Here is a 26327-nt window from a genome sequence, read left to right on the forward strand (position 1 = left end):
CCGTTCCTCCGCTGGTCAGCGGTGCCGGGATTCCGAGGGTCTCACTCATTGGCGGCGCGCGGCCGGTCCTCGTCGTCGTACTGGTCGAAGAGCGGCGTCCGGCCCCGGTCGCGGCTGCGGCGGGTCTGGTTGGTGCGCTGGCGCGGCGCCGGGTCCACCGCGGGGGTCGCCGGGTGCGACGTGCCGGTCTGGGTGGGCTCGGCGGTGCTGGAGCGGGCCGCGCTCCACGTCTCCGGGTCGCCGACCTCGACGCCGCCGGTGGCCCGGGGGGCGACGGGAGCGGTGACGTAGGTCGGGAGCGGTACGGGGACGGGCTCCCAGCTGTCGCCCTGGACCCGGCCGCGTTCGCGCTGCTGGTCCACCCACTCCGCGTGGTCCGTCTGCTCGACGAGCGCACGGCGGCCGGCCTCCTGCGGGGAGACCGTGGGGGTGGGTTCGGGCTCCGGGTGGTGGGAGTCGGAGTCGTCGTCCTGGTCGGCCGGGGCGGAGGTGGCGGGCTGGTGCCTGCGGGGCCGGTTCTCGCGCAGCCGCTGTGCCGCGACCTCGGCGCGGCGGCGGTCCATGGTGAACGCGAACCGGCGCCGCTCCTGGGCGCGCAGATGCACGATGTACGTGCTCAGCAGGACGGCCGGAACGGCCGGTGCCCACAGGAAGCCGAGCCCGCCGACCGCGGCCACCACCGCGCCGAGGGTGAAGGCGAGGAAGAGGATGACGGTCGTCCGCCTGCGCCGCGCCAGAACCTGGGAGCGCTGGGCGCGCCGGGCCCGCTCGGCGTCGGCGTCGGCGGCTCCGGTGCGCGGACGGCGCTGGGCCGGAGGGCCGGGAGGCGCGGATTGCCCGAGGGGCGCGGGACGCTCGCCGGACCGGCGGTCGTGCGCCGGGCGGTCCGGTGGCTGGTGTGTCCGACGGTCGTGCGCCTGGCGGTCGGAGGCGTGGGAGCCCGGGGCGCGCTCGGGAGCGTGCGCCGGGTTGTGCACCCTGGCTTCCGTATGCGCCGGAGGCGCGGCAAAGGCCCGGACGTCGACGGAATCCATACGATCCGTCTCGGCGTCCGGGTCCACGTCGGGCCCCGCCTCCTCGGCGCTGCGCTCCCGCAGCTCCCTGGCATACCGGCGCTCCATCGCCGCCCGTCCGGACAGCAGCCGGATGGCGGTGCTGAAGCGTTCCGTCGGACGGGCTTCGTTGAGCTCGTCCTGCCTGCGGAGCCACATCGGCACCAAGTAGGCGGCCCAGGCCCCGACGATGACTGCGTAGATGAGGCCGCTGCTGCTCACGCTCACACCGTAGAGGGGTTTACGCGGAGGCATCCGCCAATTGGCCCGGTGTGTCGCACGATCCGGCTGATATCACGGACTTTTTTTGTGATTGATCGGATCAACAGTCACCGATAGTGCAACCCATTGCTGTCATCTGTCGATCAAATTCGAACACTTATTTTATTACGCGGACTGCTCCGGCCACGGTCCAGACTCGACCGGACCGTGCGGCGTCACCGGCCGCGTACGGCGCCAGCGCCGGAGCATGCCCTCCGGCACCTCCTCCACCGTGAGCGCGAAGATCAGGTGGTCGCGCCAGGCCCCGTCGATGTGCAGATAGCGCGGGCGCACGCCCTCGGAGCGGAACCCGAGCTTCTCCACCACCCGGCGGCTCGGCGCGTTCTCCGGACGGATACAGACCTCGATGCGGTGCAGCCCCACCGAGCGGAAGCAATGGTCCACGGCGAGCGCCACGGCCGTCGGCATCACTCCGCGCCCGGCGACACTCCGGTCGACCCAGTAGCCGATATGACCCGAGCACATCGAGCCCCAGGTGATGCCCGCGACCGTGAGCTGGCCGACGAGCCGGCCCTCGTACTCGATGGCGAACGGCAGCATCCGCCCGGCGTGCGCCTCGGCGCGCAGGTGGCGGACCATCTGCCGGTACGTGGGTCGCTGTGCGACCGGGCCGCCGGGCGCGGGCGGCGGGACGGTGGCCTCCCAGGGGCGCAGCCAGTCGCGGTTGCGCCGGTTGACCTCACGCCATACCCGCTGGTCGCGCATCTTTATCGGACGCAGGACGATCTCGCCGTCGGTCAGCGTCACCGGCCAGGTCGCGATGTTCAGCTCGGGCTCCCCGGTCGGGGGTGGTCGCCGCCTCGGAGCTGGTCGACGGCGTGCACCAGGAGCCGGCCGAGGACCGCGAGGCCGTCCTTCACCCCGCCGGTGGAGCCCGGCAGGTTGACGATCAGGGTGCCGGAGGCGACGCCCGCGAGGCCCCGGGAGAGCGCGGCGGTCGGGACCTCGGCAAGCCCCTCGGCCCGGATCGCCTCGGGGATCCCGGGGATCTCGTGGTCCAGGACGCGGCGGGTGGCCTCGGGCGTGGCGTCGGTGGGTGAGATGCCCGTGCCGCCGGTGGTGACGATGACGTCGTATCCGGCGGCCACTCCGGCGCGCAGGGCCGCTTCGACCGGGTCGCCGTCGGGCACGACCTGCGGGCCGTCGACCGTGAAGCCGAGCGCGGTGAGGCCATCGGTGATCAGAGGGCCGCCCTTGTCCGCGTACACGCCGGCGGAGGCGCGGTTGGAGGCGGTGACGACGAGGGCGCGGTACGCGGAGGTGGGGGCGGATCCGGCGGGCTCGGGCGGGTGTGCGCTCCGGTGGTGCGCCGGCGCCTGCGCGTTCGCGGGCTGTTCGTGGCCCGGGGCTCCGTGCTCGGGCGGCGTCATGCGTCCGGTCCCGCCGGCGCGGTGCGCCGGTAGTCGCCGGACTTGCCGCCCGACTTCGCCTCGACCCGTACGTCGGTGATGACCGCGCTCTTGTCGACGGCCTTGACCATGTCGATCACCGTCAGCGCCGCCACCGACACGGCGGTCAGCGCCTCCATCTCGACGCCCGTGCGGTCCGTCGTCTTCACCGTGGCCGTGATCTCCACCGCGTCGTCGGCCACGCTCAGGTCGACCTTGACGCCGGAGACGGCCAGCGGATGGCAGAGCGGGATCAGGTCCGGGGTGCGCTTGGCGCCCATGATCCCGGCGATCCTCGCGGTGGCGAGGGCGTCGCCCTTGGGGACTCCTTCGCCACGGAGCAGCTCGATGACGCGCGGCGAGACGAGGACCCGGCCGCTCGCGCGGGCGACGCGCGTGGTGACGTCCTTCTCGGACACGTCGACCATGCGGGCCGCACCCGCCTCGTCGATGTGCGTCAGCCTGTTCTGCGTACTCAACTCACTCCACCCAGCGGTAAGGGCGCCGATCGGCCCGGGCCCGGAGCGGTCTCCGGAAGGCACGGCGGCAGATACCGTACCGCCACCGGGCGGCGGTCAGCGGAGCAGGATCACGTCCGTCTCCGTGCCGGGCTCGGCGGAAGTGGTGTCCTCGGGCAGCACGATCAGCGCGTCCGCCTGGGCGAGAGCGGCCACCAGATGCGATCCGGAGCCACCGACCGGAGTGACGGTGCCCGCCTCCTCGTCGTACGTACCGCGCAGGAACTGGCGGCGGCCGGCGGGTGAGGTGAGCGCCTTGTCGACGGACAGGACGGCCCGGACGGTGGGGCGGTGGAGGTCGTCCGTGCGGCCCATCAGGGCGCGGATGGCGGGGCGGACGAACAGCTCGAAGGAGACGTAACTGGAGACCGGGTTGCCCGGCAGGGCCAGCAGCGGAGTGTGGTCGGGGCCGATCGAGCCGAAGCCCTGCGGCTTGCCCGGCTGCATGGCGAGCTTGCGGAAGTCGATCCCGCTGCCCGGTTCGTCCTCGTCGCCGACGGAGGAGAGCGCCTCCTTGACGACGTCGTACGCGCCGACGCTGACGCCGCCCGTGGTGACGATGACGTCCGCGCGGATCAGCTGGTCCTCGATCGTCGCGCGCAGGGTCTCGGCGTCGTCGGTGACCGCGCCGACCCGGTAGGCGATGGCTCCGGCGTCCCGGGCGGCGGCGGTGAGCGCGAAGCTGTTGGAGTCGTAGATCTGGCCGCCGGTCAGCTCCTCGCCGGGCTGGACCAGTTCGCTGCCGGTGGAGAGGACGACGACGCGTGGACGGGGCCGTACGACGACGGTCGAGCAGCCGATCGCGGCGAGCAGCCCGATCTGCGGCGGGCCGACGATCGAGCCGGCGCGCAGGGCCAGGTCACCCGGCTTGACGTCGCTGCCGCGCTCGCGGACGTGGGCGCCGGCCTCGACCGGACGGTGGACACGGACCTCACCGGTGGCGCCCTCCGGCGCGTCGGAGTGGGCGCGCATGGCGGCCGCCGGGCCCTCGCCCGTACCGCCGTCCGTCCACTCGACCGGGACCACGGCCTCCGCACCGGCGGGCAGCGGCGCGCCCGTCATGATGCGGGCCGCCTGTCCCGGCCCCACGACCTGGTCGTCGGCGAGCCCGGCGCTGCCCGCGGCGACATCGCCGATGACCGTGAGGACGGCGGGGAACTCCTCGCTCGCCCCCTCGACATCGGCGATCCGCACCGCGTAGCCGTCCATCGAGCTGTTGTCGAAGGGCGGCAGGGCCACCTCCACGACGACGTCCTTCACCAGGACGCAGCCCTGCGCGTCGGGCAGCTGCAGCTCGATGGGTTCGAGCGGCCTCACCGTGGCGAGGATGTCGTCCAGGTGCTCGTCCACCGACCAGATCGTGCTGCTCACGGGGTTACATCTCCTCGGTGACGTACTTGCGGAGCCAGGTCCGGAAGTCCGGTCCCAGGTCTTCACGTTCGCACGCCAGTCTGACAATGGCACGCAGATAGTCGCTCCGGTCACCGGTGTCATAGCGGCGGCCCTTGAAGACGACGCCGTGCACGGGGCCGCCGATCTTCTCGTCCTGGGCCAGCAGTTGGAGAGCGTCGGTGAGCTGGATCTCGCCGCCGCGGCCCGGCTCGGTGTGTCGCAGTATGTCGAAGATCGCGGGGTCCAGGACGTACCGGCCGATGACGGCGAGATTGCTGGGCGCGTCGGCCGGCTCCGGCTTCTCGACCAGGCCCGTGACCCGGACGACGTCGCTGTCGACGGTGGTGTCGGCGGCCGCGCAGCCGTAGAGGTGGACCTGGGAGGGGTCGACCTCCATCAGCGCGACGACGCTGCCGCCCTCCCGCTCCTGGATCTCCACCATGCGGGCCAGCAGGGCGTCGCGCGGGTCGATCAGGTCGTCGCCGAGCAGCACCGCGAACGGCTGGTCGCCCACGTGCGGAGCGGCGCAGAGCACGGCGTGGCCGAGGCCGCGCGGGTCGCCCTGGCGCACGTAGTGCATGGTGGCCAGGTCGCTGGACTCCTGGACCTTGGCGAGCCGTTCGGCGTCTCCCTTACGGGTGAGCGCGGACTCCAGTTCGTAGTTGCGGTCGAAATGGTCCTCAAGAGGACGCTTGTTCCGGCCGGTGATCATCAGTACGTCGGAGAGGCCCGCTGCCACGGCTTCTTCGACGACATACTGGATGGCCGGCTTGTCGACGACAGGCAGCATCTCTTTGGGAGTGGCCTTCGTGGCGGGCAGGAAGCGGGTGCCGAGACCTGCTGCCGGGATGACGGCCTTGCTGATCCTGGAGGGCGACTGAGTCATGCGCAGAACCTTAACGGGTGCACACACCCGGAAGATGAGCTTCCGGTTAACTTTGCCCTTAAATATGCCCATACGAGAACCGTGCGAGTCTCTAATGAACCCTGACAAGTCCGGAAAGGCATCTGTGAAGGTGCCCGCAAAAGCCTCTCTCCGGCACGAACTGCTCGCCGCGCGGGCCCTCCTGACCAAGGAGGACGTCACGGAAGCCGCCACGGTTCTCGCGGCCGGCGCGCTGGCCCTCCCCGAACTGGCTGGCGCCCGAACGGTCGCCGCGTACGTCTCCGTGGGACGCGAACCGGGGACGCGGGCTCTGCTGGACGCGCTGCGGGAGCGGGGCGTACGGGTGCTGCTTCCGGTGCTCCTGGCCGACAACGACCTCGACTGGGCGGTGTACCAGGGCGTGGAGCACCTGCTGCCGGCCGGGCGCGGGCTCCTGGAGCCGGACGGGCCCCGGCTCGGCCCGGCCGCCGTCGTGGAGGCCGAAACGGTCCTGCTGCCCGGGCTGGCCGTGGACGGGGCGGGCATGCGGCTGGGACGCGGCGGCGGCAGCTACGACCGGGTGCTGGCCCGGCTCGCGGCGGCCGGGGCCGACCCGGCGCTGGTCGTGCTCCTGTACGCGAACGAGGTGGTCGCGCGGGTCCCTGTGGAACCGCACGACCACCCCGTGGACGCCGTGGTCACCCCGGCCGGAGCGCGGCGCTTCACCGCCTGACGGCCGGTCAAGCACCGCGGAGGCCTCTATGGCGTGTCCGGCGGATCCTGACCGGGTCCGCCGGACACGCCCTAGGGCTTCAGCGTCAGCGTGTCGACGGTGGACGCGTCGACCGCGTCCGTACCGAAGGACCAGTCGAGCAGTTCACCGTTGGACCACTTGTCGGTCTGGTCGGTGTAGTGCGCGTTGAACGCGTGCCCGGAGGCGCCGGTGAGGTTGATCCAGCGGGACTTGTCCCAGTCCCCCACGTTGACGACCATCCGCATCGACGGCACCCAGATCACCTCGTAGCCGCTCGCCGCGTTCCAGCCGGTGGCGTTGACCGTCGCCTCGCCGCCGCCGAGGTTCCAGGGGCCGCGGTTGAGCGCCCGCTGGAGCAGATCGGGCCCTTCGGTACCGAGGGTCTGGTTCTTCAGCATCAGCCGGTGCAGCCGGCCCCAGCTCCAGGTGGAGATGTTCTTGCCGAGCTTGGAGGTCAGCTCCCAGCGCGCGTCCTCCATCGCCCGGGCGAAGAGGTCGTCCCGGTTCTCCAGCGCGGCCTCGCGGCCCCTGGCGGGCGCCTTCCACCACTCGTTGTCCTGGTCCTTGACGATGTCGCGGACCACCTGGAACCAGCGGTCGCCGCCGTCCGGCTGCGCGGTGTCGCCGTCGCGCTGGCCGCACTCGCGTACGAGCTTCTTCTGCTGGTCGGCCGGGCCGCTGTTCTTGGCCGGCGGCACGTTGATGCAGTCGCCCTCGACCCGCAGCTCCTTGGGGAGCTTGTTGCCGAAGGCGAGCTTGAGGATGTTGCGCCAGACGCCGTTGAAGTAAGCGGCGGCGGCCGAGTCGGACTCCTGCGTGTAGTCCCAGCCCTCCAGCAGCTTCTGCGCCTCACGCACGCTCGGGTCGGAGATGTTGATCTTCAGCAGCTCGGGCACCAGGAGCCTGGCGATCTCGCTGGAGTTGTCCATCTGCAGCTTCTGCATGTCGTCGGTCGAGACCTTCTCGCCGCCCTTGATCTTCTGGGCGAGGAGGTCGTTGATCCGCTGGCTGCGGGCGCCGTAGCCCCAGTCCTTGGTCAGCAGGTGCGGGTACGTGCTCTCGTCGATCACGGCCTGGTTGGCGGTGACGATGTAGCCGCGCTTCGGGTTGTACTCCCAGGGCAGCTCGTCGAAGGGGATCGGGTCCTTCGCCCAGCCGTACGCCGGGTCCCAGCCGGGGCTGGGCAGCGTGCCGTCGCCCTTGAGACGGACCGGGATGGTTCCAGGCGCCTGGTAGCCGATGTTGCCCTCGGTGTCGGCGTAGATGAGGTTCTGGGAGGGGACCTCGAAGTTCTTGGCGGCCGCCCGGAACGTGTCGAAGTCCTTGGCCCGGTTGATCGCGAAGACCGCGTCCATGGACTTGCCCGGCTTCAGCGCGGTCCACTTCAGCGCGACGGCGTACCCGTCGGCGCGGTCGGGGGCGGAGTTGCCGACCGGGGCCTTCTGGCCGACCTTGTCCAGTTCCTTGCTGCGGTCGGAGACCAGCGGGCCGTTGTTCGTCTCGCGGACGGTGATCTTCCGGTCCCTGCCGCCGGCGACCTTGATGGTCTCCTCACGGGTGACGAACGACTTCACCTTGTCGTCGTACAGGTAGCCGTCGCCGGAGACCTTCTCCAGGAAGAGGTCGGTGACGTCGGCGCCGAGGTTGGTGAGGCCCCAGGCGATGTCCTGGTTGTGGCCGATGATCACACCGGGCATGCCGGAGAAGGTGTAGCCCGCGGTGTCGTACTGGCAGCTCTTGGAGAGCTGCCGGCAGTGCAGGCCCATCTGGTACCAGAGCGAGGGCAGCATCGGCGCGAGGTGCGGGTCGTTGGCGAGCAGCGCCTTGCCGGTGGTCGTGTGGGCGCCGCCGACGACCCAGGAGTTCGATCCGATGCCGTTGCCGTTCGGGCCGAGCAGCGCGGGGATCTTGTCCAGGGTGTCGGAGAGCGCGGAGAGCTGGGTGTTGAGGCCCTCGGTGGCCCCCTGCGCGGTCTGCGAGCCGGTGTCGTCGGCCGACGGGTCGGCGTCGAGGTCGAACTTCCCGGTGCCCGGGGAGACCGCGCCGCGGTCGACGATCGGCTTGTGGGTGTCGTACGGGTAGTCCGGGTACAGGTCCTGGATCTGGTCGCCGTCGAGCCGGCTGGTCAGCAGCGAGCGGTCGATCTCGTCCTGCATGTTGCCGCGCAGGTCCCAGGCCATCGCCTTGAGCCAGGCGACCGAGTCGACCGGGGTCCACTCGGTCGGCCTGTAGTCGTTGGTCAGCCCCAGCGCCGCGTACTCGACCGAGATGTCCCGGCCTTCCTTGCCCTTCAGGTAGGCGTTGACGCCCTCCGCGTACGACTGGAGGTTCTTCTTGGTGTCCTCGTCCAGGACCGTGTCGTACTCCTCCTGCGCGACCTTCCGCCAGCCGAGCGTGCGCAGGAAGGAGTCGGTCTCCACCTGTCCGGAGCCGAACATCTCGGAGAGCCGGCCCGCCGTCAGATGGCGTCGCACGTCCATCTCCCAGAAGCGGTCCTGGGCCTGGACGAAGCCCTGGGCGCGGAAGAGGTCGGCGTCGGAGTCCGCGTAGATCTGCGGAATGCCGTACGAGTCCCGTTTGACCTCGACGTCACCGGACAGGCCGTCCAGGGTGACCGTTCCGGTGGTCTGCGGGTACGAGGCCCGCACGGTGGAGACGGACCAGTAGGCACCGAACCCGACACCCGCGACGAGCGCCAGCACCAGGACGAGCAGAAGGAGGCGAACGCGGCGCCCCTTCTTCTTCCTGCCGGGCTTCTTCGCGTCGTCGGAAGGGCCGGAAGAGTCGGTTGTATTGGCGGGCATCGCTGTCCTTCGAGGGGCAGGGTGGTCCTGGGAGTGCAGGAGCAACCATAGGCGCAGCCGGGAAGCCACTCGGACGCGGTATAGGGATGCATCCATTTGCGCGTATCCCTTGTAGGGACACGCGTGGCCGTCATCCGTTCGCCGAAGCCGTCAAGAAAACGTTAAAGATTAGGTAAGGTAACGAAGTAACTGGCTGCCGGAGGACGATCCGGCAGGCGCACGCAGGGAAGGAACGGACCCTGACTGTCCACGCGCTCAACGAACTCCTGCTCGTCTGCTCGCTCGTCCTGCTCGTCGCCGTGGCGGCGGTACGGATCTCCTCGCGCAGCGGGCTTCCCAGCCTGCTCCTCTATCTCGGCATCGGGATCGCCCTCGGGCAGGACGGCATCTTCGACGTCAAGTTCGACAACGCCGAGCTGACCCAGGTGATCGGCTACGCCGCGCTGGTCGTCATCCTCGCCGAGGGCGGACTCGGAGCGAAGTGGAAGGAGGTCAGGCCCGTCCTGCCCGCGGCCGCGGTGGTCTCCACCATCGGCGTCGGCATCAGCGTGGGCATCACGGCCGCCGCCGCGCACTACCTGGTCGGCCTGGACTGGCGCCAGGCCCTGATCATCGGTGCGGTCGTCTCCTCCACCGACGCCGCCGCCGTCTTCTCCGTATTGCGCCGCGTGCCGCTGCCGTCCCGGATCACCGGCCTCCTGGAGGCCGAGTCCGGCTTCAACGACGCACCGGTCGTCATCCTCGTCGTCGCGTTCTCCGCGGTCGGCCCGGTCGAGCACTGGTATCTGCTGGTCGGCGAGATCGCCCTGGAGCTGGCCATCGGCGCCGCCATCGGCATCACGGTGGGCTGGCTGGGCTCGCTCGGCCTGCGGCACGTGGCCCTGCCCGCCTCCGGCCTCTACCCGATCGCCGTGATGGCCATCGCCGTGATGGCGTACGCGGCCGGTGCCATGGCCCACGGCAGCGGGTTCCTGGCGGTCTACCTGGCGGCCATGATCCTCGGCAACTCCAAGCTGCCGCACTGGCCCGCCACCCGTGGCTTCGCCGACGGGCTGGGCTGGCTGGCCCAGATCGGCATGTTCGTGCTGCTCGGCCTGCTGGTCACCCCGCACGACCTGGTCGACGACTTCTGGCCGGCCGTCGTGGTGGGTCTGGTGCTGACCATGGTGGCCCGGCCGCTGTCGGTCTTCCTCAGCCTGGCGCCGTTCCGGCTTCCGGCGCGCGAGAAGGCGCTGATCTCGTGGGCCGGGCTGCGCGGCGCGGTGCCCATCATCCTGGCGACCATTCCGATGGTCTCCGGCGTGGAGGGCAGCACGAGGATCTTCAACATCGTCTTCGTCCTGGTCATCGTCTACACGCTGATCCAGGGCCCGACGCTGCCTTGGGTCGCGGCCAAGCTGAAGATCGCCGACGACGAGGCCGAGGCCGACGACCTGGGCGTCGAGTCGGCTCCGCTGGAGCGGCTGCGCGGCCACCTGCTGTCGGTCGACATCCCGGAGAAGTCCAAGATGCACGGCGTCGAGGTCGGCGAGCTCCGGCTCCCGGCCGGGGCCGCGGTCACGCTGGTGGTCCGCGAGGACGAGAGCTTCGTGCCATCGCCCACCACGGTCCTGCGGCGCGGCGACGAGCTGCTGGTGGTGGCGACCGACCCGGTACGCGACCAGGCGGAGGCCCGGCTGCGGGCAGTCGGCGAGGGCGGTAAGCTGGCCGGCTGGCTGGGCACGGGCGGCGGTAGCGGGTCGTCCGGTACACCCGGGAACCCCGGACCGTCCGGGCGTCCGAAGGCCCCGGGCTCGGCTGGGTCCGTCAAACCGGTGAGGCGGGTGACGCCGGTGAGGCCGGTGACACCCGTGACGCCGGTCAAGAAGCTCGGACCGGCCGACGACATCCCTGGTGACTCCTCCAGCGAAACGCCTAGGACGAACGCGCGTCGCTAGAAGGAGGCACACGCGTCGCTCCTAGGACGCGGATCACAGGCCCACCAGGAGGCTCTGTGCGCATTCACAGGCGTACAGGGCTTCCGGCCTGTACGATAAAAGGCACACTGATCGACCAACTCTGTCTGATGCAGAGCTGGCGCGACCGTATGGCGGTCGTGGTGTCTCTTCGCCCGGCGTTTCTTCGCCGATGGCAGCGAGTCGCCCGGCATCTACCGCAGTTCCGCGCGAAGAGGACAGCTCTCGGCCGCTTCCGTCCGGCCCGCCCCACAAAGGCGCCAGGAAGCAGCGCTACCAGGCAGCAGAAAGGCAAGGACCGTGGCGACCACGGTCACCGACCGCCCCGGATACGGGCAGCTGCTCCGCACTCCCGGTGTGTGGACCTTCCTCCTTCCGGGCTTCGCCGCACGGCAGCCCTTCGCGATGCTGACCATCGGCATCGTGCTGCTCGTGCAGCACACCACCGGCTCCTACGGCAGCGCGGGCGCCGTCGCGGCCGTCGCCGGCGTCTCCATGGCGCTGGTGGCCCCGCAGGGCGGCAAACTCGCCGACCGGTTCGGCCAGCGGGCAGTCCTGCTGCCCGGCGTCCTGATTCACACCGTCTCCGTCGGCGCCCTGACCGCGCTGGCGCTGGCCGACGCGCCCCTGTGGGCGCTGTTCGCCGCCGCGGTGCCCACCGGCGCCTCGGTGCCGCAGATCGGTCCGATGGTGCGCGCTCGCTGGGCCGCGATGCTGGGAGCCACCCCGGACCGGCCCGCCTCTCCGCTGATGTCCACCGCCGCCGCCTTCGAGTCGGTGACGGACGAGTTCACCTTCGTCCTCGGTCCCGTGATCGCGACCGCGCTCTGCACCGGCGTGCACCCGGCGGCCGGGCTGATCACCGAGGCCGCCCTGACGCTGATCGGCGGTCTGCTCTTCGCCGCGCAGCGCGCCACCCAGCCCCCTCCCCGGCCCGCCGCCACGGCGGACCGGCCGCACACCTCGGCGCTCTCCGTGCCGGGCGTCCGCGTGCTCGTCGTCGCCTTCCTGGGCATCGGCGCGGTCTTCGGCGGCATGCAGGTCTCACTGACGGCGTTCTCCGAGGAGATCGGCCACCCCGGCGTCAACGGTCTGCTGTACGGGATCTTCGCGGCGGGCAACATGCTGGCCGGCATCGTCTGCGGTGCCATCGCCTGGAAGAGCAGCCCGCAGCGCCGCCTCGTCGTCGGCTATGTGGCACTGACGCTCATGGCGTCCGGCCTCTGGGCCGTGCACTCCGTTCCGCTGCTGGCCGGGCTCGGCCTGCTGGTCGGCCTCTGCATCGCTCCGGCGCTGATCAGCGGCTACACGCTGGTCGAGTCGCTGGTGCCCGCCACCGCTCGCACCGAGGCCTTCACCTGGCTGACCGGCGCCGTGGCCCTGGGCCAGGCCGCCGCCGTGACCGTGGCGGGTCAACTCGCCGACGCCCACGGCGCGAGCACCGGCTTCCTGGTCCCGCTGGCCGGTACCGTACTGGCGCTGGCGACCCTGCTGGCCCTGCGCTCGCGACTGGCGCCGAGGTCCGTGGGCCGCACGGTGGCACGTGGGATCGGTCACCGCGAGCCGGTCACGGTGGACTGATCCCGCGGAATACGTCAGTATGGAGCGTCGTTAGCACTCATTGAGTGAGAGTGCCAGGAGGAGCAAGTGCCGACCTATCAGTACCAGTGCACCGAGTGCGGCGAGGGCCTCGAGGCGGTGCAGAAGTTCACCGATGATGCCCTGACCGTGTGCCCGAGCTGCGACGGACGCCTGAAGAAGGTGTTCTCTGCGGTCGGCATCGTCTTCAAGGGTTCCGGTTTCTACCGGAACGACAGCCGAGGCTCCTCGTCGAGCAGCACGTCGGCGTCGTCGTCCTCGAAGTCGTCCGACTCCGGTTCGTCGTCCCCGTCGACGGGTTCGGACGCGAAGTCGAGCGCTTCGTCGTCGTCCCCGTCCTCCGCTTCGTCGTCGGCGGCCGCGCCGGCCTCGTCGTCGAGCGGTACGTCGGCCGCCTGAGCCCGCGTACGCCCCACACGCTTCACCGGACCCCGCCGAACGACTCGGCGGGGTCCGTGCGTTTCCCACGCGCGGCTCCGGATACGCACCCGGATACGGTGACCGCATGGTGAACGCACATACGGACACGAGCTCCGGCACAGACATCGCGGGTACGGCGCCGGGCGCGGAGATCGGGGTCATCGGCGGCTCGGGCTTCTACTCCTTCCTGGAGGACGTCACCGAGGTCGCCGTGGACACCCCGTACGGGAAGCCCAGCGACTCGGTCTTCCTCGGCGAGATCGCCGGCCGCCGGGTGGCCTTCCTGCCCCGCCACGGCCGCGGTCACCATCTGCCGCCCCACCGCATCAACTACCGGGCCAACCTCTGGGCGCTTCGCTCGGTCGGTGTCCGTCAGGTGCTGGGCCCGTGCGCCGTCGGCGGGCTGCGCCCGGAGTTCGGCCCGGGCACGCTGCTCGTCCCGGACCAGCTGGTGGACCGCACCAAGAACCGCGTGCAGACGTATTACGACGGTGACGCCCGCGCCGACGGGACCGTACCCAACGTCGTGCACCTGGGCTTCGCCGATCCGTACTGCCCCGAGGGCCGGAAGGCCGCGCTCACCGCTGCGCGCGGACGCGGCTGGGAGCCGGTGGACGGCGGGACCCTGGTGGTGGTCGAAGGGCCGCGCTTCTCCACCCGCGCGGAATCCCGCTGGCACGCGGCGATGGGCTGGTCGGTGGTCGGGATGACCGGACATCCGGAAGCCGTGCTCGCCCGCGAACTGGGACTCTGCTACACCACGATGACCCTGGTGACCGACCTGGACGCGGGCGCGGAGGCCGGTGAGGGCGTCTCGCACGAGGAGGTGCTCCAGGTCTTCGCGGCCAACGTGGACCGGCTCCGGTCGGTGCTGTTCGACGCGGTGAGCGGGCTGCCGGAGACGGGAACCCGCAACTGCGCCTGCGCCCACGCGCTGGACGGGATCGACACGGGGGTCGCGCTGCCGTAGCGGCGGGTCGGGACGCGGGGCGCGGCGGGTCGGGACGCCGGGATCGCGGCGGGTCGCGGCCCGCCGGGGGTGCCGGGAGTGCCGCAGGCGGGTCGCCGGATCGGGTGACGGAGTTATCCACATGCGCGGGGCCGTCCACAGGCCTCAGCGGGATTCGCGCGGACCGTGGATCGTGAGGGGAGTTCGGCCGGGACCACCGGCCGGCCTTCCTTCGTCCGTTCGCATCCATTCGCATCCGATTGCAGGTGACGCCATGTCTCCGTCTCCTTTCCCCGCGTCCCACATCTCCGCCGCTCCCGCGAGCGCCGTGGACCGCGTGAAACCGCCGCCCCGCCCTCCCGCTCCGCCGCCCGCCCCGTGCGGAGTCGGGCCGTTCGCGCCGCTGCGGGTGCGGGGCGGCGGGACGTACCGGCTGCGGCGGATGCTGCGCAGACAGCGGCGCGCGATCGCGGCGGCAGTCGCGCTGGCGGGCGCGGCGCTGGCCACGACGGGTCTGGGCAGCGCCGCCGTCCCAGATGCGACCGCTCCGAGCACGGAAGTCTCGGAGAGGGGCGTCTCGGGCGCGGGGTTCTCGGGCACTGGCGGCACGGGTGCGGAGGCCGGGCGCTCGGCGGAAGGTCTCGTCTCGGCGCCGGTGCGGATCGCGGACGCGGCGACCGTACGGCTGCTGCGTCCGGGAGACCGCGTCGATGTGATCGCGGTCGGCGAGGCGGGCGACGACGCCCGCGCGGTGGTACGCGGAGTGCGGGTGTCGCACGTGCCGGGACCGGCCGGCGGTGACGGTGGCCTGAGTGGTGGTGGCGGTGACGGGGTGGCCGGCATGGGCGCGGCGCCGGAGGGGGCTCTGGTGGTGCTGTCCGTGGAGCGGTCCGCCGCTACGGCGCTGCTGGGCGCGGGCGCTTCCGGGCGGCTGGCGGTGGCGGTGTCCGATGCGAACTGACGCACCCTCAGGTCACCCGTGCGTATTACGGGACTGGACAGTGTCGCCTTCTCCCGCCTTAGGTGGCGGAGCAGTCTGCTCCCGTCACCGCACGTGCGAAAGAAGGCTCACCTGTGAGCGAGAAGAAGGTCAGTCTCCTGGAGGGCTTCAAGGCCTTCCTGACGCGCGGCAATGTGATCGACCTCGCGGTGGCCGTCGTCATCGGCGCCGCGTTCACGAACATCGTGAACGCGTTCGTCAAGGGCATCATCAATCCGCTGGTCGGCGCGTTCGGCACGCAGGATCTGGACAACTACAGCTCCTGCCTGCGGGGCCCGTGCACGACGGACCCGGCCACCGGCGAGATGGACGGGATCGAGATCCTGTGGGGCTCGGTGCTCAGCGCCACCCTCAGCTTCCTGATCACCGCCGCTGTCGTGTACTTCCTGCTGGTGCTGCCGATGGCCAAGTACCTGGCCCGGCGGGCGGCGTCGCAGGCCGCCAAGGAAGGCGTGCGCGAGACGCTGGAGGTGAGCGAGCTGGAGGTGCTCAAGGAGATCCGCGACGCCTTGGTCGCGCAGCGCGGTGGTGGCGCGGGCGGCGTCGGTGGTGCCGGGACCGGCGGCTTCGGTGGACCGGGCGAGGGCGAAGGGACGCTGCCGGGCCGGGGCCGGGACGGGGAGAGGTAGTCCGCCGGCCGGCGGTTCAGATGTGGTGGGGCGGCTTCTCGTCGAGAAAGCGCGCGAGGTCGGCGGCGCCGGAGCCGCCGGAGGGCCGCTCACCCCAGCCCCGGTCCGTGTCGTCCGCCGACTGCTGGTCCAGCGGATCGTCGAAGATCAGGACCGGCTTGGGCTTCGGTCGCGGTTCCCGCGGCGGCTGTGCCGGCCGATGTTGTCGCTGCTGCTTCGACTCTCGCGGACCGGGTGTGGGGGCGGAACTCATGTCTCCAGGGTACGGCGGCCGGGTGCGGGGCGCGGGCCGCCGGCGGACCGGGCAGATCCGTCGGCGGGTCGCGTCCGGCTTCCGGGACCGGCGGCGGTCAGCGGTCCTTCGGGTCGATCAGCCAGAGGCCGAGTACGGCGAGGAACGACAGACAGAGGAAGCCGGCTCCCCACCAAGCCGTCCCGGTGTTGCCTTCCATCCACTCGTCGACCAGCACCGTCAGGCCCCAGAGCTGGCCGATGACCACGGTCATCGCCAGAGTGAGGCGGGCGGTCAGCTTGGAGGAGCGCTCGGGCTCCTGGTCGGTGCCCGCACCGGGGCCGGGCCCGGTGCGGCGGACGCGCGGGTCTCCGTAACCGCTGGTGGGGCGGATCTGCGGATACCGCTCATGGACGGGCCGGTTCAGCGCGGGGTCGGCGCTGCCCGGGTGGTACGTCGGATAGTGGCTGCCCGGCGGCGGCAGCGGCTGCTCGGGGTGCGGGGCGTCGGTCATGCCCGCCTGCCGGAGGTCTCGGTGGGGCCGGAGGTGGCGGAAGCGGCGGGGCCGGGAGCCCGGGGCGGGGATTCGGCGCCGGAGCCGATGTCGGGGCAGCCGATGCGGGCGGCGAGGTCGGGGCGGTCGCCGCCGAGCTGGCGGCAGAGGCCCGCCTCGACGCTCTCGCCGGAGCGGGTCGTCCCGACGGCCCAGATACTGCCGTCGGTCTCCTCGATGACGACGACCTTCGGCAGCCCGCGCGGCGGCGGCCCGGCGGTGACCTCGCCGGAGCGGGCGTCGAAGACGCCTTCGTGGCACGGGCAGTACAGCTCGCCCTCCCGGCCCCGGTCCTTGCGCCAGAGGACGGCGCAGGCGAGGTGGGTGCAGACGGCGGAGTAGCCGACGAGCGTGCCGTCGTCGAGCCGGACGGCGACGGCCCGGTCCTCCTCGCCCGGGTAGCGGAAGGCGATGGATTCACCGGGCTGGAGCCGCTGGGCGATGCGTCTGGCCTCGGGAGCCTTGCCGTCCTCGTCGTCGCCGTGGCGGTGCAGGATGCCCGCGGCCACGCCGATGCCGCCGACGGCGAGGCCGCCGGAGACGGTGGTGACGATCCGGAGGTAGTCGCGCCGGGTGGTGAGGGAGTCGGCGGCGATCCGGTCGTGGAGCGCCTCGCGCGGGTCTCCTCCGGTCGGGTGGTCGCCGCCCTGCTGCTGTTCGGTGACGCTCATCGGCGGACGTCCTTCCCGTTGATCTCGACGACGGGCAGGCCGCCGGGGACCGGCCACTGCACCTTCTCGGCGGGGACGACCATGGCCACGCCGGTGCGGACCTCGGTCTCGCCGAAGACGAAGGTGTCGGCGACCTGGACGCCGGGCCGCTCGGCCTGGAGCTCCTCGACGGTCCCGTAGAAGAGCGCTCCGGTCGGGCAGACGGTGGCGCACATGGGGGCGAGGCCGTAGGCGGTGCGGTCGTAGCAGAGGTTGCACTTCAGCTGGAGCTTGGCTCCGAGGTCGATCTTCGGTACGCCGAAGGGACAGGCGTTGACGCAGTTGGCACAGCCGATGCAGCGGGTGGTGTCGGCCTGCTGCACCACACCGTCGGCGGTCACCAGGATCGCGTCGGCGGGACAGACCTCGGCGCAGGGCGCGACCGGGTCCTCGCAGTGCATGCAGACGGTCGGAAGGGAGGCGACGGAGTGACCCTCGTCGGTGTAGTCGAGATGGATCATCGATGTGCCGCGGTGCGAGTCGCATTCGCGGCAGGCGGAGACGCAGGCCTGGCAGCCGATGCAGCGGCCCGGGTCGATGAAGATCGTGCGGCCCATCATGGGGACTCAGCTCCTCTCCGAGGTGCCACGACCCTGCGGGGCCGTGGGAGGCAGCGGGTCGGTACGGGAGACCTGGGTCTCCGGGTAGGCGACATGGCCGGGAGCGACCGGCGGCGCGGGGACCTCGTCGATCCGTTCGGCGTGCTCGATGCGGCAGGCGCACACCTTGTACTCGGGGATCTTGGAGCGCGGGTCGAGCGCGTCGATGGTGAGGGCGTTGGCCGCGGTCGGGACGGGCCAGTGGTAGGGGACGAAGACGGTGTCCGGGCGGATGGCCTCGGTGACCAGGGCCGGGAAGACCTCGCTGCCGCGCCGGGTGACGATCCGTACGGGCTCGCCGTTGCGGAAGCCGTGGGAGGGGTGGATCTCGGCCCAGGGGCGCGGGGTCTGCTCGACGAGGGCGCCGAGCCTGCGGGTCTGGTTGCCGGAGAGGAAGTGGGCCACGGTCCGGCCGGTGGTGAGCGACATGGGGTGCTCGTCGTCGTACGGGTCCATCGGCGGGTGCCACTCGACGACCTGGAGGTGGATCTTGCCGTCGGGATGATAGGTCTTCCCGTCCTCGAAGAGGCGCGGGGTGCCGGGGTGGTCGGTGGACGGGCAGGGCCAGGCGATGCCGCCGGTCTCCTGCAGCCGTTCGTAGGTGATGCCGTAGTAGTCGTTGACGGTGCCGGCGGAGGCGGTGCGCAGTTCCTCGAAGACGGACCGGGAGTCGGGGAAGTCGAACTTGTCGCCGGCGCCGAGGCGGCGGGCCAGTTCGCACATGACCCAGGTGTCGGTGCGGACGCCGGGCGGCGGGTCCTGGGCCTTGTTGTGCTTGACCACGCGGGCCTCGGCGTTGGCCATCACCCCTTCGTCCTCGGCCCAGGTGGTGACGGGGAAGACGACGTGCGCGTTGGCGGCGGTCTCGGAGAGGAAGAAGTCGAATTGGGCGTGGAACTCGGTGGCGTCGTACCCCTCCTTGACCACCTGGTAGTTGGGCAGGGAGACGAAGGGGTTGTTGCAGATGCCGATCAGGCCGCGGATCTCACGGCGCCGCATCTGCCAGACCATCTCCATCATGGAGGTCCCGGCGGGCGGGAGTTCGGACTCCTCTATGCCCCAGATCTCGCAGATCTGGCGGCGGTGCTCGGGGTTGGTGATGGAGCGGCCGCCCGGGAGGAGGTCGGACTTCTGGCCGTGCTCGCGGCCGCCCTGCCCGTTGCCCTGGCCGGTGAGGGTGCCGTAGCCGGCGCCGGGCTTGCCGATGTGGCCGGTGGCGGTGCAGAGGCTGATCACGGAGAGGCAGTTCTCGACGCCCTGCGAGTGGTGTTCGATGCCTCGGGCGTGCCAGGCCATGGCCTTCGGCGCGCGGGCGAAGGTGCGGGCCACCTGGACGATCTGTTCGGCGGGGATTCCGCAGATCGCGGCGGCGCGGGACGGCGGATACTCGGCGGCCTTGGCCTTGACCTCCTCCCAGCCGGTGGCGTGCGCGGCGAGGTAGTTCTCGTCGGTGAGCCCTTCGGTGATGACGACGTTCAGTACGGAGGTGAAGAAGGCCGCGTCGGTGCCGGGCTTGAGGGCGACGTGGATGTCGGCGGTCCGGGCGATGGCGGTCTCGCGCGGGTCGATGACGATGAGGCTGGCCCCGCGGTCCCGGGCTCCCCAGACGTACTGGGTCATCACGGGGAAGCACTCGCCGACGTTGGATCCTGCGATGAGCAGGCAGTCGGTGAGGAGGATGTCGGAGAAGGGGTTGCCGGCCCGGTCGATGCCGAAGGCGAGCTTGTTGGCGCCGGCCGCGCTGACCATGCAGAGGCGGCCGTTGTAGTCGACGTGCCGGGACTTGAGCGCGACCCGGGCGAACTTGCCGACCAGATACGTCTTCTCGGAGAAGAGGCTGGCGCCGCCGAGCAGCCCGAAGGCGTCGTTGCCGTAGGTCTGCTGGATGCGCTTGACCTCGGCGACGGTGAAGTCGAGCGCCTCCTCCCAGGAGACCTCGCGGAACTCCTCGTCGCGGGAGCGGCGCATGAGCGGGGCGGTGAGCCGGTCGGGATGGTTGACCTGCTGGTAGGCGTTGATGCCCTTCGGACAGAGCCGCATCCGGTTGATGTCGTGGTTGCGGGGTTCGACGCCGAAGACCTTGCCGCCGCGGTCCACGCGCAGATACATCCCGCACTGGACGCCGCAGAAGCAGCAGTGGGTGGGGACGAGGGTCTCGCCGTTCTGGTCGGCGTGCCACTGGTCGGCCGGGATGGAGCCGGCGTCGCGGAAGGCGCGGGTGCCGGGCGGGGCGAGGGAGGGGTCGAGCGGGATGAAGGTGCGGCGGTCGGCGGCGGCTCGCGGTTCCGCGGTCACTTGAAGCCCTTCTTCACATGGGAGAGGTAGGCGCTGCCGCGCAGCACCCGCTTGCAGCGCGGGCAGTACTCGGCCCACGCGTCGAAGTCGAGGCGGAGGTCGCGCATGGTGCCGCGCAGGTTCTCGACGTACGGGCCGGTGTCGATGGGTTCCTCGCAGCGGCGGCAGGCGAAGACCTTGTCGTCCTGGCGGCCGGTGTACTTGAACAGCTGCATGCCGACCGCGGCCGGGCGCTGGACGATGTGGAAGAACTTGCCGAAGGGGATGTAGATGAGCGTGAAGACCACCGAGGCCATGTGGATGATCGCCAGGAACTGGTAGCCGCCGCCGTGCAGGAAGATCGAGGAGAAGGTGAGCAGCAGCCCGGTCACGGAGATGACGATCAGCGCGATCAGCGGCACCAGGTCGTAGGCGAAGCGCTGGCCGGTCGAGGCGCCGCGGTCCTTCATCCGGCGCCACAAGAAGTACGAGGCACCGGGGATGACGAGCACGGCGGCGATGTCCAGGCCGTGGAACATCAGCCAGCCGAGAAAGGAGAGCGAGTCGAAGCCGAGGATCTTGATGTCCCAGATCCGCATCTCGTAGCCGGGTCCTGAGCCGCTGCCCGAGGTGAAGGTGAACCAGCCCCAGGTGAGCGGGAAGGTGATCAGCGCGGCGAGGACGCAGCCCCAGAAGATCAGCTGGTGGGCGGCCCAGCGGGCGTGGGAACGGGCGCCGAGGAACTTCTGGAAGCCGAGGTAGGTGGCGATCATCTTCGGCAGAGCGGTGGGGGCCTGACGGAAGTTCTCGTACGAGAAGAGGCTGCGCCAGCCCTGTTTGAAGAGGCGTCGGGCGCCCGGGGCGGAGATCCAGACCGTGTAGCGGTAGGCGACGCCGAAGGCGAGGAAAACGGTGGCGACGGCGTACGGGAGGAGCGCCGAGTCGAAGTTGCGCAGCATGCGGCTGCCGAGCACGATCGCGAGGATCAGGAGGGCGGAGACCACGACGCCGGCCAGGGTCGCCCGTGCGGTGACGGAGCGGGGGCCGGTGGAGGGAGCCGCGCTCGCGGAGTCTCCGGGGCGCGTGCCCGTCCGGTTGCCGGAGTGCGTGTCCGTGTGGTTGCCGGCGGGATCCGGGTCGGCTGGGGCGGGGGCGGCGGAGGCTTCTGGCGGCTCGGTCACTCGGCCACCGTAGGACCGTTTACAGCAGTTGGACCCGTTCTGGGCGGTAAGAGGGTGAGCGGGTCGCCCGGACAGGCGCAGGGGACAGGCCCGGGTGGCGCCGGTACGTTCGGAGCGTACGTGGACGAGGCCGCGCCCGGTCGTGGGCGACGGCCGCCGAACCGAGGAGTACCCGATGACCGCCGCCGAGGACCCGCGTCCGCCGTTGTCGGAGGAAGCGCAGCCGTTGCTGGAGGAGGACGCGTTGCGGCAGGACGCGCTGCCGTTGCTGGATGCGTTGACCGATGTGGCCGGCATCCGGGTCGGGCATGCGCAGGTGGACGGGGTCGGGGCGTTGAGCGGGACCACCGTGGTGCTGGCGCCGAAGGGCGGGGCGGTGGCGGCCGTGGATGTGCGGGGTGGTGGGCCGGGGACGCGGGAGACGGATGCGCTGGATCCGCGCAACCTGGTGCAGCGGGTCGACGCGATCGTCCTCACGGGCGGCAGCGCGTACGGGCTCGACGCCGCTTCCGGCGTGGTGGCCTGGCTGGAGGAGCAGGGCCGGGGCGTCCGGGTCGGCGTGGAGCCCGGACAGGTGGTGCCGGTCGTTCCGGCGGCCGCGCTCTTCGACCTCGGCCGGGGCGGTGACTGGCGGGCCCGGCCCGACGCGTCGACCGGGCGGGCCGCGGTGGAGGCGGCGGCCGCCTCCGAGCCGGGAACGCCGGTGGCGGAGGGGAGCGTGGGCGCGGGTACGGGTGCGGTGGCCGGGCAGCTCAAGGGCGGCATCGGCACGGCGAGCGTGCGGCTGCCTTCCGGGGTCACCGTCGCCGCCCTGGTCGCGGTCAACGCGGCGGGTTCGGTGCTCGATCCCCGTACCGGGGTGCTGTTCGGCGAGTACGGGGCCGGGGAGCCGCCCGCGCACCCGGCGGCTTCGACGCATGCGGAGGCGGTACGGCGGCTGGCGCGGGAGCGGGAGGCGGCGGAGGCGGCCGGCGGCGGGGCTCCGCCGTTCAACACCACGATCGCGGTCGTCGCGACGGACGCGGCTCTCGTCCGGGCCCAGGCGCAGAAGCTGGCGGGCACCGCGCACGACGGCATGGCCCGCGCGGTGCGTCCGGTCCATCTGCTGACCGACGGCGACACCGTGTTCGCGCTGGCCACGGGCCGGGTTTCGGTGGCTGCGGAGAACCCGGTCGCGGTCAACGAGATCCTCGCGGCGGGCGCGGACGTGCTGGCCCGCGCGATCGTGAAGGCGGTGCGCGCGGCCCGGAGCGTCCAAGGGGCCGGCGGCACGTTCCTCGCCTACGCCGATCTGTACGGGGAGAGGTAGGGAGTCAGGGGGCGCGCGGCTCGGGTGACGGGGCGCGCGGGCGCCCGACTCGCAACCTAGGCAAGGGAGTTCACCCCCAACCGCCCGAAATGCGCTGGGAACAGACGGGGAACTTATCTCAGGCGCCTTACGTTTTTACGAACCCCGGTCACGATGTCAGACCCAGGGACTACGTTATGCACGCATCAAGTAACACGCGGCGACGGCCTGGAGACAGCACCTTGAGCGATCCGTACGAGACAACCGAGCAGCACCTCGACCGACTCCTGCGACGCGCCCTCAACTCTTTCGACCTTCCCGACGACACGGTCGACCTGCTCGGCTCGGCGCTGGCGCACAGCAGTTCACTGCACTCGTCGCACCACAGCCCCGTGCTGCACCGGGAGACCTACCGCCACACGTATCTCCTCACCGACGGTTCCGACCTGGCCCTGTGGGAGCTGGTGCACAGCGGTGGCCGGGACGAGCAGGAGCCCCGCCTCCATGAGCTCTACGCCGACGAGGGCGACGCCCATATCGCGGCGGCCCGGCTGGCCGGGAGCCTCTCCGACGCGCCGGCCTTCGGCGACGAGGCGAGCCGCGGCGAGCTGGAGATCCTGACGGTCCTGATGTCCGCTCCCCCGGCCCCCGCGCCCCGGACGTACGCTCCCGACAACTCGGCGGACCACGCCCGCCGGGTCCTGCGCCGCGCGGAGAACGGCGACCGGCCGGGCGAGGCGAAGGCGCGGCTGCTCCGGTCCGCCTTCGCCCACCACATCACCCAGATCTTCGGGCGCCAGTGCCAAGTGGACGGGCAGGAGGCCGGGTTCACGCTCTACGAGCACGCCTTCCTGCTGCTGGACGGCAGCGAGACGAGCCTGTGGGAGGTCGAGCACACGGCGACCCCGGACGGCCGCCACATGTGCGAGGTGTACGAGGACGAGCACACGGCCCGGGCGGCGATGGAGAGCCGTACGAGGATCTGCTGAGCCCAGGGAGTGCGCCGGACGACGGGCGAGCGGGCCGAGCCCCGCCGCCCGCCCGGCACCCTCCCGCCCCTCACCCGGCACCCGCACGTCGTACCGGCCCCCGCCCCGCCGCTCAGCCCTTCAGTGCCGGCTCCTTGGTGAGCGGCGCGTCACCCGCCGCCTCGCCCTCCACGTGCGCCTTCGGCCGGGACGGCAGTGCGAACATCAGCAGGAAGATCACCGCGAGCACTCCGGCCACCCACCACAGTGACTGCTGGAAGGCGTTCACGAAGGCCGGGCCGACCTCCTGCGGGGCGAGCCGGTCGCCGATCGCGCCGAAGAAGACCACCGACACCAGGCCGAGGCCGAGCGCGGTGCCCATCTGCTGCACGGTGTTGATCAGCCCGGACGCCGAACCCGCGTGCTCCTTGGGGACCTCGGAGAGGATCGCGTCGGTCAGCGGCGCCACGATCAGGCCCATCCCGACGCCCATGACGACCAGCGGAACCGCCATCTGCCAGGAGGTGATGGCAAGGCCGTAGTGCTCGGCCTCCCAGAGGTACGTCAGGAGCCCGGCGGCCATCAGGAGCGCGCCCGCCTGGAGGACCTTGCGGCCGAAGCGGGGCACCAGCTTCTGTACGGAGATCCCGGCGGCCACCGAGACGGCGACGGAGAACGGGATGCCCGTCGTACCGGCCCGCAGGACGCTCCAGCCCAGGCCCAGCTGCATGTACAGGGTCCAGACCAGGAAGAAGATGCCGAGGCCGACGCCGAAGGTGAGCTGTACGGCGATGCCCGCGGCGAAGCTCTTGATCCGGAACAGGGACAGCTCGATCAGCGGCGATCCGTCGATGACCGCCTTCTGCCGCTGGTGCCGGACGAGGAGCGCGAAGACGAACAGGCTGCCGGCCATCGAGAAGTGGCCCCAGAGCGGCCAGTCCAGCTCGTGCCCTCGGGTGAGCGGGTAGATGAGCATCAGCATGGCGAGCGTGACCAGGCCGACGCCCGTCAGGTCCAGCCGCATGGCCCGCGGCGCCTTGGACTCGGTGATGAACTTCGCGCCGAGGATCAGGCCCGCGATGCCGACGGGCAGGTTGATCAGGAAGATCGGCCGCCATCCGAGGCCGAAGAGGTCCCACTCGGTGAGCAGCGCGCCCAGCAGCGGACCGGAGACCGCACCGAGGCCGACGACCGCGCCGAAGAGGCCGAAGACCTTGCCGCGCTCGTGCGCCGGGAAGGTGGCGTGCACGATCGAGAGCACCTGAGGCACCATCAGCGCCGCCGTCGCACCCTGGAGGATGCGGGCGGCGACCAGTATGTCGGAGTTGGGCGCGAGGCCGCAGAGGGCCGAGGCGACGGTGAACCCGGCGATGCCGATGAGGAAGAGCCGCTTGCGCCCGTAGATGTCGCCGAGCCGGCCGCCGGTGATCAGCCCCGCCGCGAACGCGAGCGCGTATCCGGCGGTGATCCACTGGATCGCGGAGACCGAGGCCTCCATGTCCTGGCTGATGCTCGGGATGGCGATGTTGACGATCGTGACGTCGACGAGGTCCATGAAGGCCGCGGTCATCACGATGGCGAGAGCGAACCAGCGGCGCCGGTCGGTGGGGCCGGGCAGAGGTGGTGCGGTGCTCGGTGCTGTGCTCGATGCGGTGTTCGGTGCCGGGTCCGGCAGCGCTGCGGAAGAAGACATGAGAAGAAGCTATTCCTTCATTAGGACTGATCGTGACCTGATGGGCGCGCATCCTCGATCCCATGACCGACACCCCGGCACGACTGCTGAAGCTGCTGTCGCTCCTCCAGACCCCGCGCGAGTGGCCCGGCGGTGAGCTGGCCGAACGGCTCGACGTCAGCCCGCGCACCATCCGCCGCGACATCGACCGGCTGCGGGACCTGGGATATCCGGTGGAGGCCTCACGCGGTTCGGTGGGCGGCTACCGGCTGGTCGCCGGAGCCGCCCTGCCGCCGCTCGTGCTGGACGACGAGGAGGCGGTCGCCATCGCGGTCGGGCTGCGGGCCGGGGCCGGACACGCCATCGAGGGCGTCGACGAAGCCTCCGTACGGGCGCTGGCGAAACTGGAACAGGTGCTGCCGTCGCGGTTGCGGCACCGGGTCTCGGCGCTGCAGAACGCCACGGTGCCGCTGACGCGCGGCGACGGGGCCACCATCGATCCGCGGACCCTGACGACGCTGGCCTCGGCGGCGACCGGACAGGAGCGGCTGAGGTTCTCGTACCGCAGTGGCGACGGTACGGAGACGAAGCGGCAGGTCGAGCCGTACCGGCTGGTGAGCACCGGGCGACGGTGGTACCTGGTGGCGTACGACCTGCTGCGGGAGGACTGGCGGACGTTCCGGGTGGACCGGGTCTCGGAGCCGTTCGCGACGGGCGCCCGGTTCACGGCTCGGCCGCTGCCCGTGGAGGGCGGCGAGGGCGGAGCGGAGGACGCGGCACGGTTCTTCGCGCGGTCGATGGCGGGCCGGCTGCCGGAGCTGCGGCTCGATGTGCGGTTCGCGGCGCCGGCGGAGTTCGTGGCGGCGCGGCTGCCGCCGACGCTCGGCGTGCCAGAACCGGAGCCCGGGGCGGTGCTGGAGCCCGGGGCGGTGCTGGAGCCCGGGGCGGGGCCGGAGCCCGGGGCGGGACCGGAGCCCGGGGCGGGACCGGACGCCGAGGCCGGCTGCCGGTTGCGGTCCTCGTGTACGGACTCGCTGGAGTGGGTGGCGCTGCGGCTCGCGCTGGTGGAGTGCGAGTTCACCGTGGAAGGGCCGCCGGAGCTGGTGGCGTACGTGGAGAGCCTCGGCGCCCGACTGACCCGAGCGGCCTCGCCGGGACGGTGACCGGTGCGGCCCCGGCCGGACCAAGGACCACTCGCGGCTTCGGCCGCACCAGGGCCGCCGAAGCCCGGACGGCCCCGGGC

General features: G+C 71.5%; 24 protein-coding genes. 10 read left to right on the forward strand and 14 right to left on the reverse strand.

Annotated features, from left to right (window positions below):
- Positions 1–41 precede the first annotated feature (41 nt).
- The 6 genes from glpR to galU all read right to left on the reverse strand — a co-directional run bounded on the left by glpR (position 42) and on the right by galU (position 5518).
- Positions 42–1274 carry a gephyrin-like molybdotransferase receptor GlpR gene (gene glpR / locus ABZ267_RS18235; protein ID WP_356746532.1) on the reverse strand — a complete coding sequence of 411 codons (1233 nt, stop codon included), beginning with the start codon at positions 1272–1274 and terminating at the stop codon, positions 42–44.
- A gap of 165 nt (positions 1275–1439) precedes the next feature.
- Positions 1440–2081: a GNAT family protein gene (locus tag ABZ267_RS18240; RefSeq protein ID WP_356746533.1), complete on the reverse strand. Its 642-nt coding sequence runs from the start codon at positions 2079–2081 to the stop codon at positions 1440–1442.
- Positions 2082–2098: 17 nt separating this feature from the next.
- On the reverse strand, positions 2099–2704 hold the full coding sequence (locus tag ABZ267_RS18245) for a MogA/MoaB family molybdenum cofactor biosynthesis protein (protein ID WP_356746534.1): 606 nt from the start codon (positions 2702–2704) through the stop codon (positions 2099–2101).
- A complete protein-coding gene (gene moaC, locus ABZ267_RS18250) occupies positions 2701–3201 on the reverse strand; it encodes a cyclic pyranopterin monophosphate synthase MoaC (RefSeq protein WP_356746535.1) in 501 nt (166 codons plus the stop codon). Before moaC ends, ABZ267_RS18245 begins: the two co-directional genes overlap by 4 nt.
- A gap of 96 nt (positions 3202–3297) precedes the next feature.
- The gene (gene glp / locus ABZ267_RS18255; RefSeq protein WP_356746536.1) at positions 3298–4611 is read right to left on the reverse strand and encodes a gephyrin-like molybdotransferase Glp; all 1314 of its coding nucleotides are present in this window, start codon (positions 4609–4611) and stop codon (positions 3298–3300) included.
- A gap of 4 nt (positions 4612–4615) precedes the next feature.
- The gene (galU, locus tag ABZ267_RS18260; protein WP_356746537.1) at positions 4616–5518 is read right to left on the reverse strand and encodes a UTP--glucose-1-phosphate uridylyltransferase GalU; all 903 of its coding nucleotides are present in this window, start codon (positions 5516–5518) and stop codon (positions 4616–4618) included.
- Between the two features lie 94 nt (positions 5519–5612).
- Here galU and ABZ267_RS18265 point away from each other — a divergent pair, with 94 nt between their 5' ends.
- Positions 5613–6230: a 5-formyltetrahydrofolate cyclo-ligase gene (locus ABZ267_RS18265; RefSeq protein WP_356746538.1), complete on the forward strand. Its 618-nt coding sequence runs from the start codon at positions 5613–5615 to the stop codon at positions 6228–6230.
- A gap of 71 nt (positions 6231–6301) precedes the next feature.
- On the opposite strand, the gene ABZ267_RS18270 is transcribed toward ABZ267_RS18265, so the two are convergent.
- Positions 6302–9055 carry a penicillin acylase family protein gene (locus tag ABZ267_RS18270; protein ID WP_356746539.1) on the reverse strand — a complete coding sequence of 918 codons (2754 nt, stop codon included), beginning with the start codon at positions 9053–9055 and terminating at the stop codon, positions 6302–6304.
- Between the two features lie 299 nt (positions 9056–9354).
- Here ABZ267_RS18270 and ABZ267_RS18275 point away from each other — a divergent pair, with 299 nt between their 5' ends.
- The 6 genes from ABZ267_RS18275 (at position 9355) to ABZ267_RS18300 (ending at position 15607) form a co-directional block, all read left to right on the forward strand.
- Positions 9355–10992, forward strand: coding sequence for a potassium/proton antiporter (locus tag ABZ267_RS18275; RefSeq protein WP_356746540.1), 1638 nt, complete (start codon positions 9355–9357; stop codon positions 10990–10992).
- A gap of 318 nt (positions 10993–11310) precedes the next feature.
- A complete protein-coding gene (locus tag ABZ267_RS18280; RefSeq protein WP_356746541.1) occupies positions 11311–12591 on the forward strand; it encodes an MFS transporter in 1281 nt (426 codons plus the stop codon).
- A gap of 66 nt (positions 12592–12657) precedes the next feature.
- Positions 12658–13008, forward strand: coding sequence for an FmdB family zinc ribbon protein (locus ABZ267_RS18285; RefSeq protein WP_356746542.1), 351 nt, complete (start codon positions 12658–12660; stop codon positions 13006–13008).
- Positions 13009–13114: 106 nt separating this feature from the next.
- Positions 13115–13999, forward strand: coding sequence for an S-methyl-5'-thioadenosine phosphorylase (locus ABZ267_RS18290; RefSeq protein WP_356746543.1), 885 nt, complete (start codon positions 13115–13117; stop codon positions 13997–13999).
- Positions 14000–14387: 388 nt separating this feature from the next.
- Positions 14388–14939, forward strand: a complete 552-nt coding sequence (locus ABZ267_RS18295) for a hypothetical protein (RefSeq protein ID WP_356746735.1) — start codon at positions 14388–14390, stop codon at positions 14937–14939.
- 113 nt (positions 14940–15052) lie between these two features.
- Positions 15053–15607, forward strand: a complete 555-nt coding sequence (locus tag ABZ267_RS18300; RefSeq protein ID WP_356746544.1) for an MscL family protein — start codon at positions 15053–15055, stop codon at positions 15605–15607.
- Between the two features lie 16 nt (positions 15608–15623).
- Here the strand turns inward: ABZ267_RS18300 and ABZ267_RS18305 are convergent, their stop codons facing one another.
- The 6 genes from ABZ267_RS18305 to ABZ267_RS18330 form a co-directional block, all read right to left on the reverse strand.
- Positions 15624–15860: a hypothetical protein gene (locus ABZ267_RS18305; RefSeq protein WP_356746545.1), complete on the reverse strand. Its 237-nt coding sequence runs from the start codon at positions 15858–15860 to the stop codon at positions 15624–15626.
- A gap of 97 nt (positions 15861–15957) precedes the next feature.
- Positions 15958–16353, reverse strand: coding sequence for a hypothetical protein (locus tag ABZ267_RS18310; RefSeq protein WP_356746546.1), 396 nt, complete (start codon positions 16351–16353; stop codon positions 15958–15960).
- Positions 16350–17063, reverse strand: a complete 714-nt coding sequence (locus ABZ267_RS18315; RefSeq protein ID WP_356746547.1) for a Rieske (2Fe-2S) protein — start codon at positions 17061–17063, stop codon at positions 16350–16352. Before ABZ267_RS18315 ends, ABZ267_RS18310 begins: the two co-directional genes overlap by 4 nt.
- On the reverse strand, positions 17060–17662 hold the full coding sequence (locus tag ABZ267_RS18320; protein ID WP_070203589.1) for a 4Fe-4S dicluster domain-containing protein: 603 nt from the start codon (positions 17660–17662) through the stop codon (positions 17060–17062). Before ABZ267_RS18320 ends, ABZ267_RS18315 begins: the two co-directional genes overlap by 4 nt.
- 6 nt (positions 17663–17668) lie before the next feature.
- Positions 17669–19996 carry a molybdopterin oxidoreductase family protein gene (locus ABZ267_RS18325; protein ID WP_356746548.1) on the reverse strand — a complete coding sequence of 776 codons (2328 nt, stop codon included), beginning with the start codon at positions 19994–19996 and terminating at the stop codon, positions 17669–17671.
- On the reverse strand, positions 19993–21156 hold the full coding sequence (locus ABZ267_RS18330; protein ID WP_356746549.1) for an MFS transporter: 1164 nt from the start codon (positions 21154–21156) through the stop codon (positions 19993–19995). Before ABZ267_RS18330 ends, ABZ267_RS18325 begins: the two co-directional genes overlap by 4 nt.
- Before the next feature lie 259 nt (positions 21157–21415).
- Between ABZ267_RS18330 and ABZ267_RS18335 the strand changes: the two genes are divergently transcribed.
- The gene (locus ABZ267_RS18335; RefSeq protein ID WP_356746736.1) at positions 21416–22465 is read left to right on the forward strand and encodes a P1 family peptidase; all 1050 of its coding nucleotides are present in this window, start codon (positions 21416–21418) and stop codon (positions 22463–22465) included.
- Positions 22466–22686: 221 nt separating this feature from the next.
- Positions 22687–23433, forward strand: coding sequence for a DUF6227 family protein (locus ABZ267_RS18340; RefSeq protein ID WP_356746550.1), 747 nt, complete (start codon positions 22687–22689; stop codon positions 23431–23433).
- A gap of 112 nt (positions 23434–23545) precedes the next feature.
- On the opposite strand, the gene ABZ267_RS18345 is transcribed toward ABZ267_RS18340, so the two are convergent.
- Positions 23546–25105 carry an MFS transporter gene (locus ABZ267_RS18345; protein ID WP_356746551.1) on the reverse strand — a complete coding sequence of 520 codons (1560 nt, stop codon included), beginning with the start codon at positions 25103–25105 and terminating at the stop codon, positions 23546–23548.
- A 62-nt stretch (positions 25106–25167) separates the two neighbouring features.
- Between ABZ267_RS18345 and ABZ267_RS18350 the strand changes: the two genes are divergently transcribed.
- The gene (locus ABZ267_RS18350) at positions 25168–26247 is read left to right on the forward strand and encodes a transcriptional regulator (RefSeq protein WP_356746552.1); all 1080 of its coding nucleotides are present in this window, start codon (positions 25168–25170) and stop codon (positions 26245–26247) included.
- Positions 26248–26327: the final 80 nt, after the last annotated feature.

This window comes from Streptomyces sp. NPDC006174, assembly GCF_040614075.1.
Classification (GTDB): Bacteria; Actinomycetota; Actinomycetes; order Streptomycetales; family Streptomycetaceae; genus Streptomyces.

Excerpts from the sequence above, each read along its gene's own strand:
- ABZ267_RS18290 (WP_356746543.1), top strand. The coding sequence starts at position 13,115 with ATGGTGAACGCACATACGGACACGAGCTCCGGCACAGACATCGCGGGT.
- ABZ267_RS18350 (WP_356746552.1), top strand. The coding sequence starts at position 25,168 with ATGACCGACACCCCGGCACGACTGCTGAAGCTGCTGTCGCTCCTCCAG.
- ABZ267_RS18310 (WP_356746546.1), bottom strand. The coding sequence starts at position 16,353 with ATGACCGACGCCCCGCACCCCGAGCAGCCGCTGCCGCCGCCGGGCAGC.
- ABZ267_RS18315 (WP_356746547.1), bottom strand. The coding sequence starts at position 17,063 with ATGAGCGTCACCGAACAGCAGCAGGGCGGCGACCACCCGACCGGAGGA.
- ABZ267_RS18320 (WP_070203589.1), bottom strand. The coding sequence starts at position 17,662 with ATGATGGGCCGCACGATCTTCATCGACCCGGGCCGCTGCATCGGCTGC.
- ABZ267_RS18245 (WP_356746534.1), bottom strand. The coding sequence starts at position 2,704 with ATGACGCCGCCCGAGCACGGAGCCCCGGGCCACGAACAGCCCGCGAAC.
- galU (WP_356746537.1), bottom strand. The coding sequence starts at position 5,518 with ATGACTCAGTCGCCCTCCAGGATCAGCAAGGCCGTCATCCCGGCAGCA.
- ABZ267_RS18270 (WP_356746539.1), bottom strand. The coding sequence starts at position 9,055 with ATGCCCGCCAATACAACCGACTCTTCCGGCCCTTCCGACGACGCGAAG.
- ABZ267_RS18345 (WP_356746551.1), bottom strand. The coding sequence starts at position 25,105 with ATGTCTTCTTCCGCAGCGCTGCCGGACCCGGCACCGAACACCGCATCG.
- ABZ267_RS18265 (WP_356746538.1), top strand. The coding sequence starts at position 5,613 with ATGAACCCTGACAAGTCCGGAAAGGCATCTGTGAAGGTGCCCGCAAAA.
- ABZ267_RS18305 (WP_356746545.1), bottom strand. The coding sequence starts at position 15,860 with ATGAGTTCCGCCCCCACACCCGGTCCGCGAGAGTCGAAGCAGCAGCGA.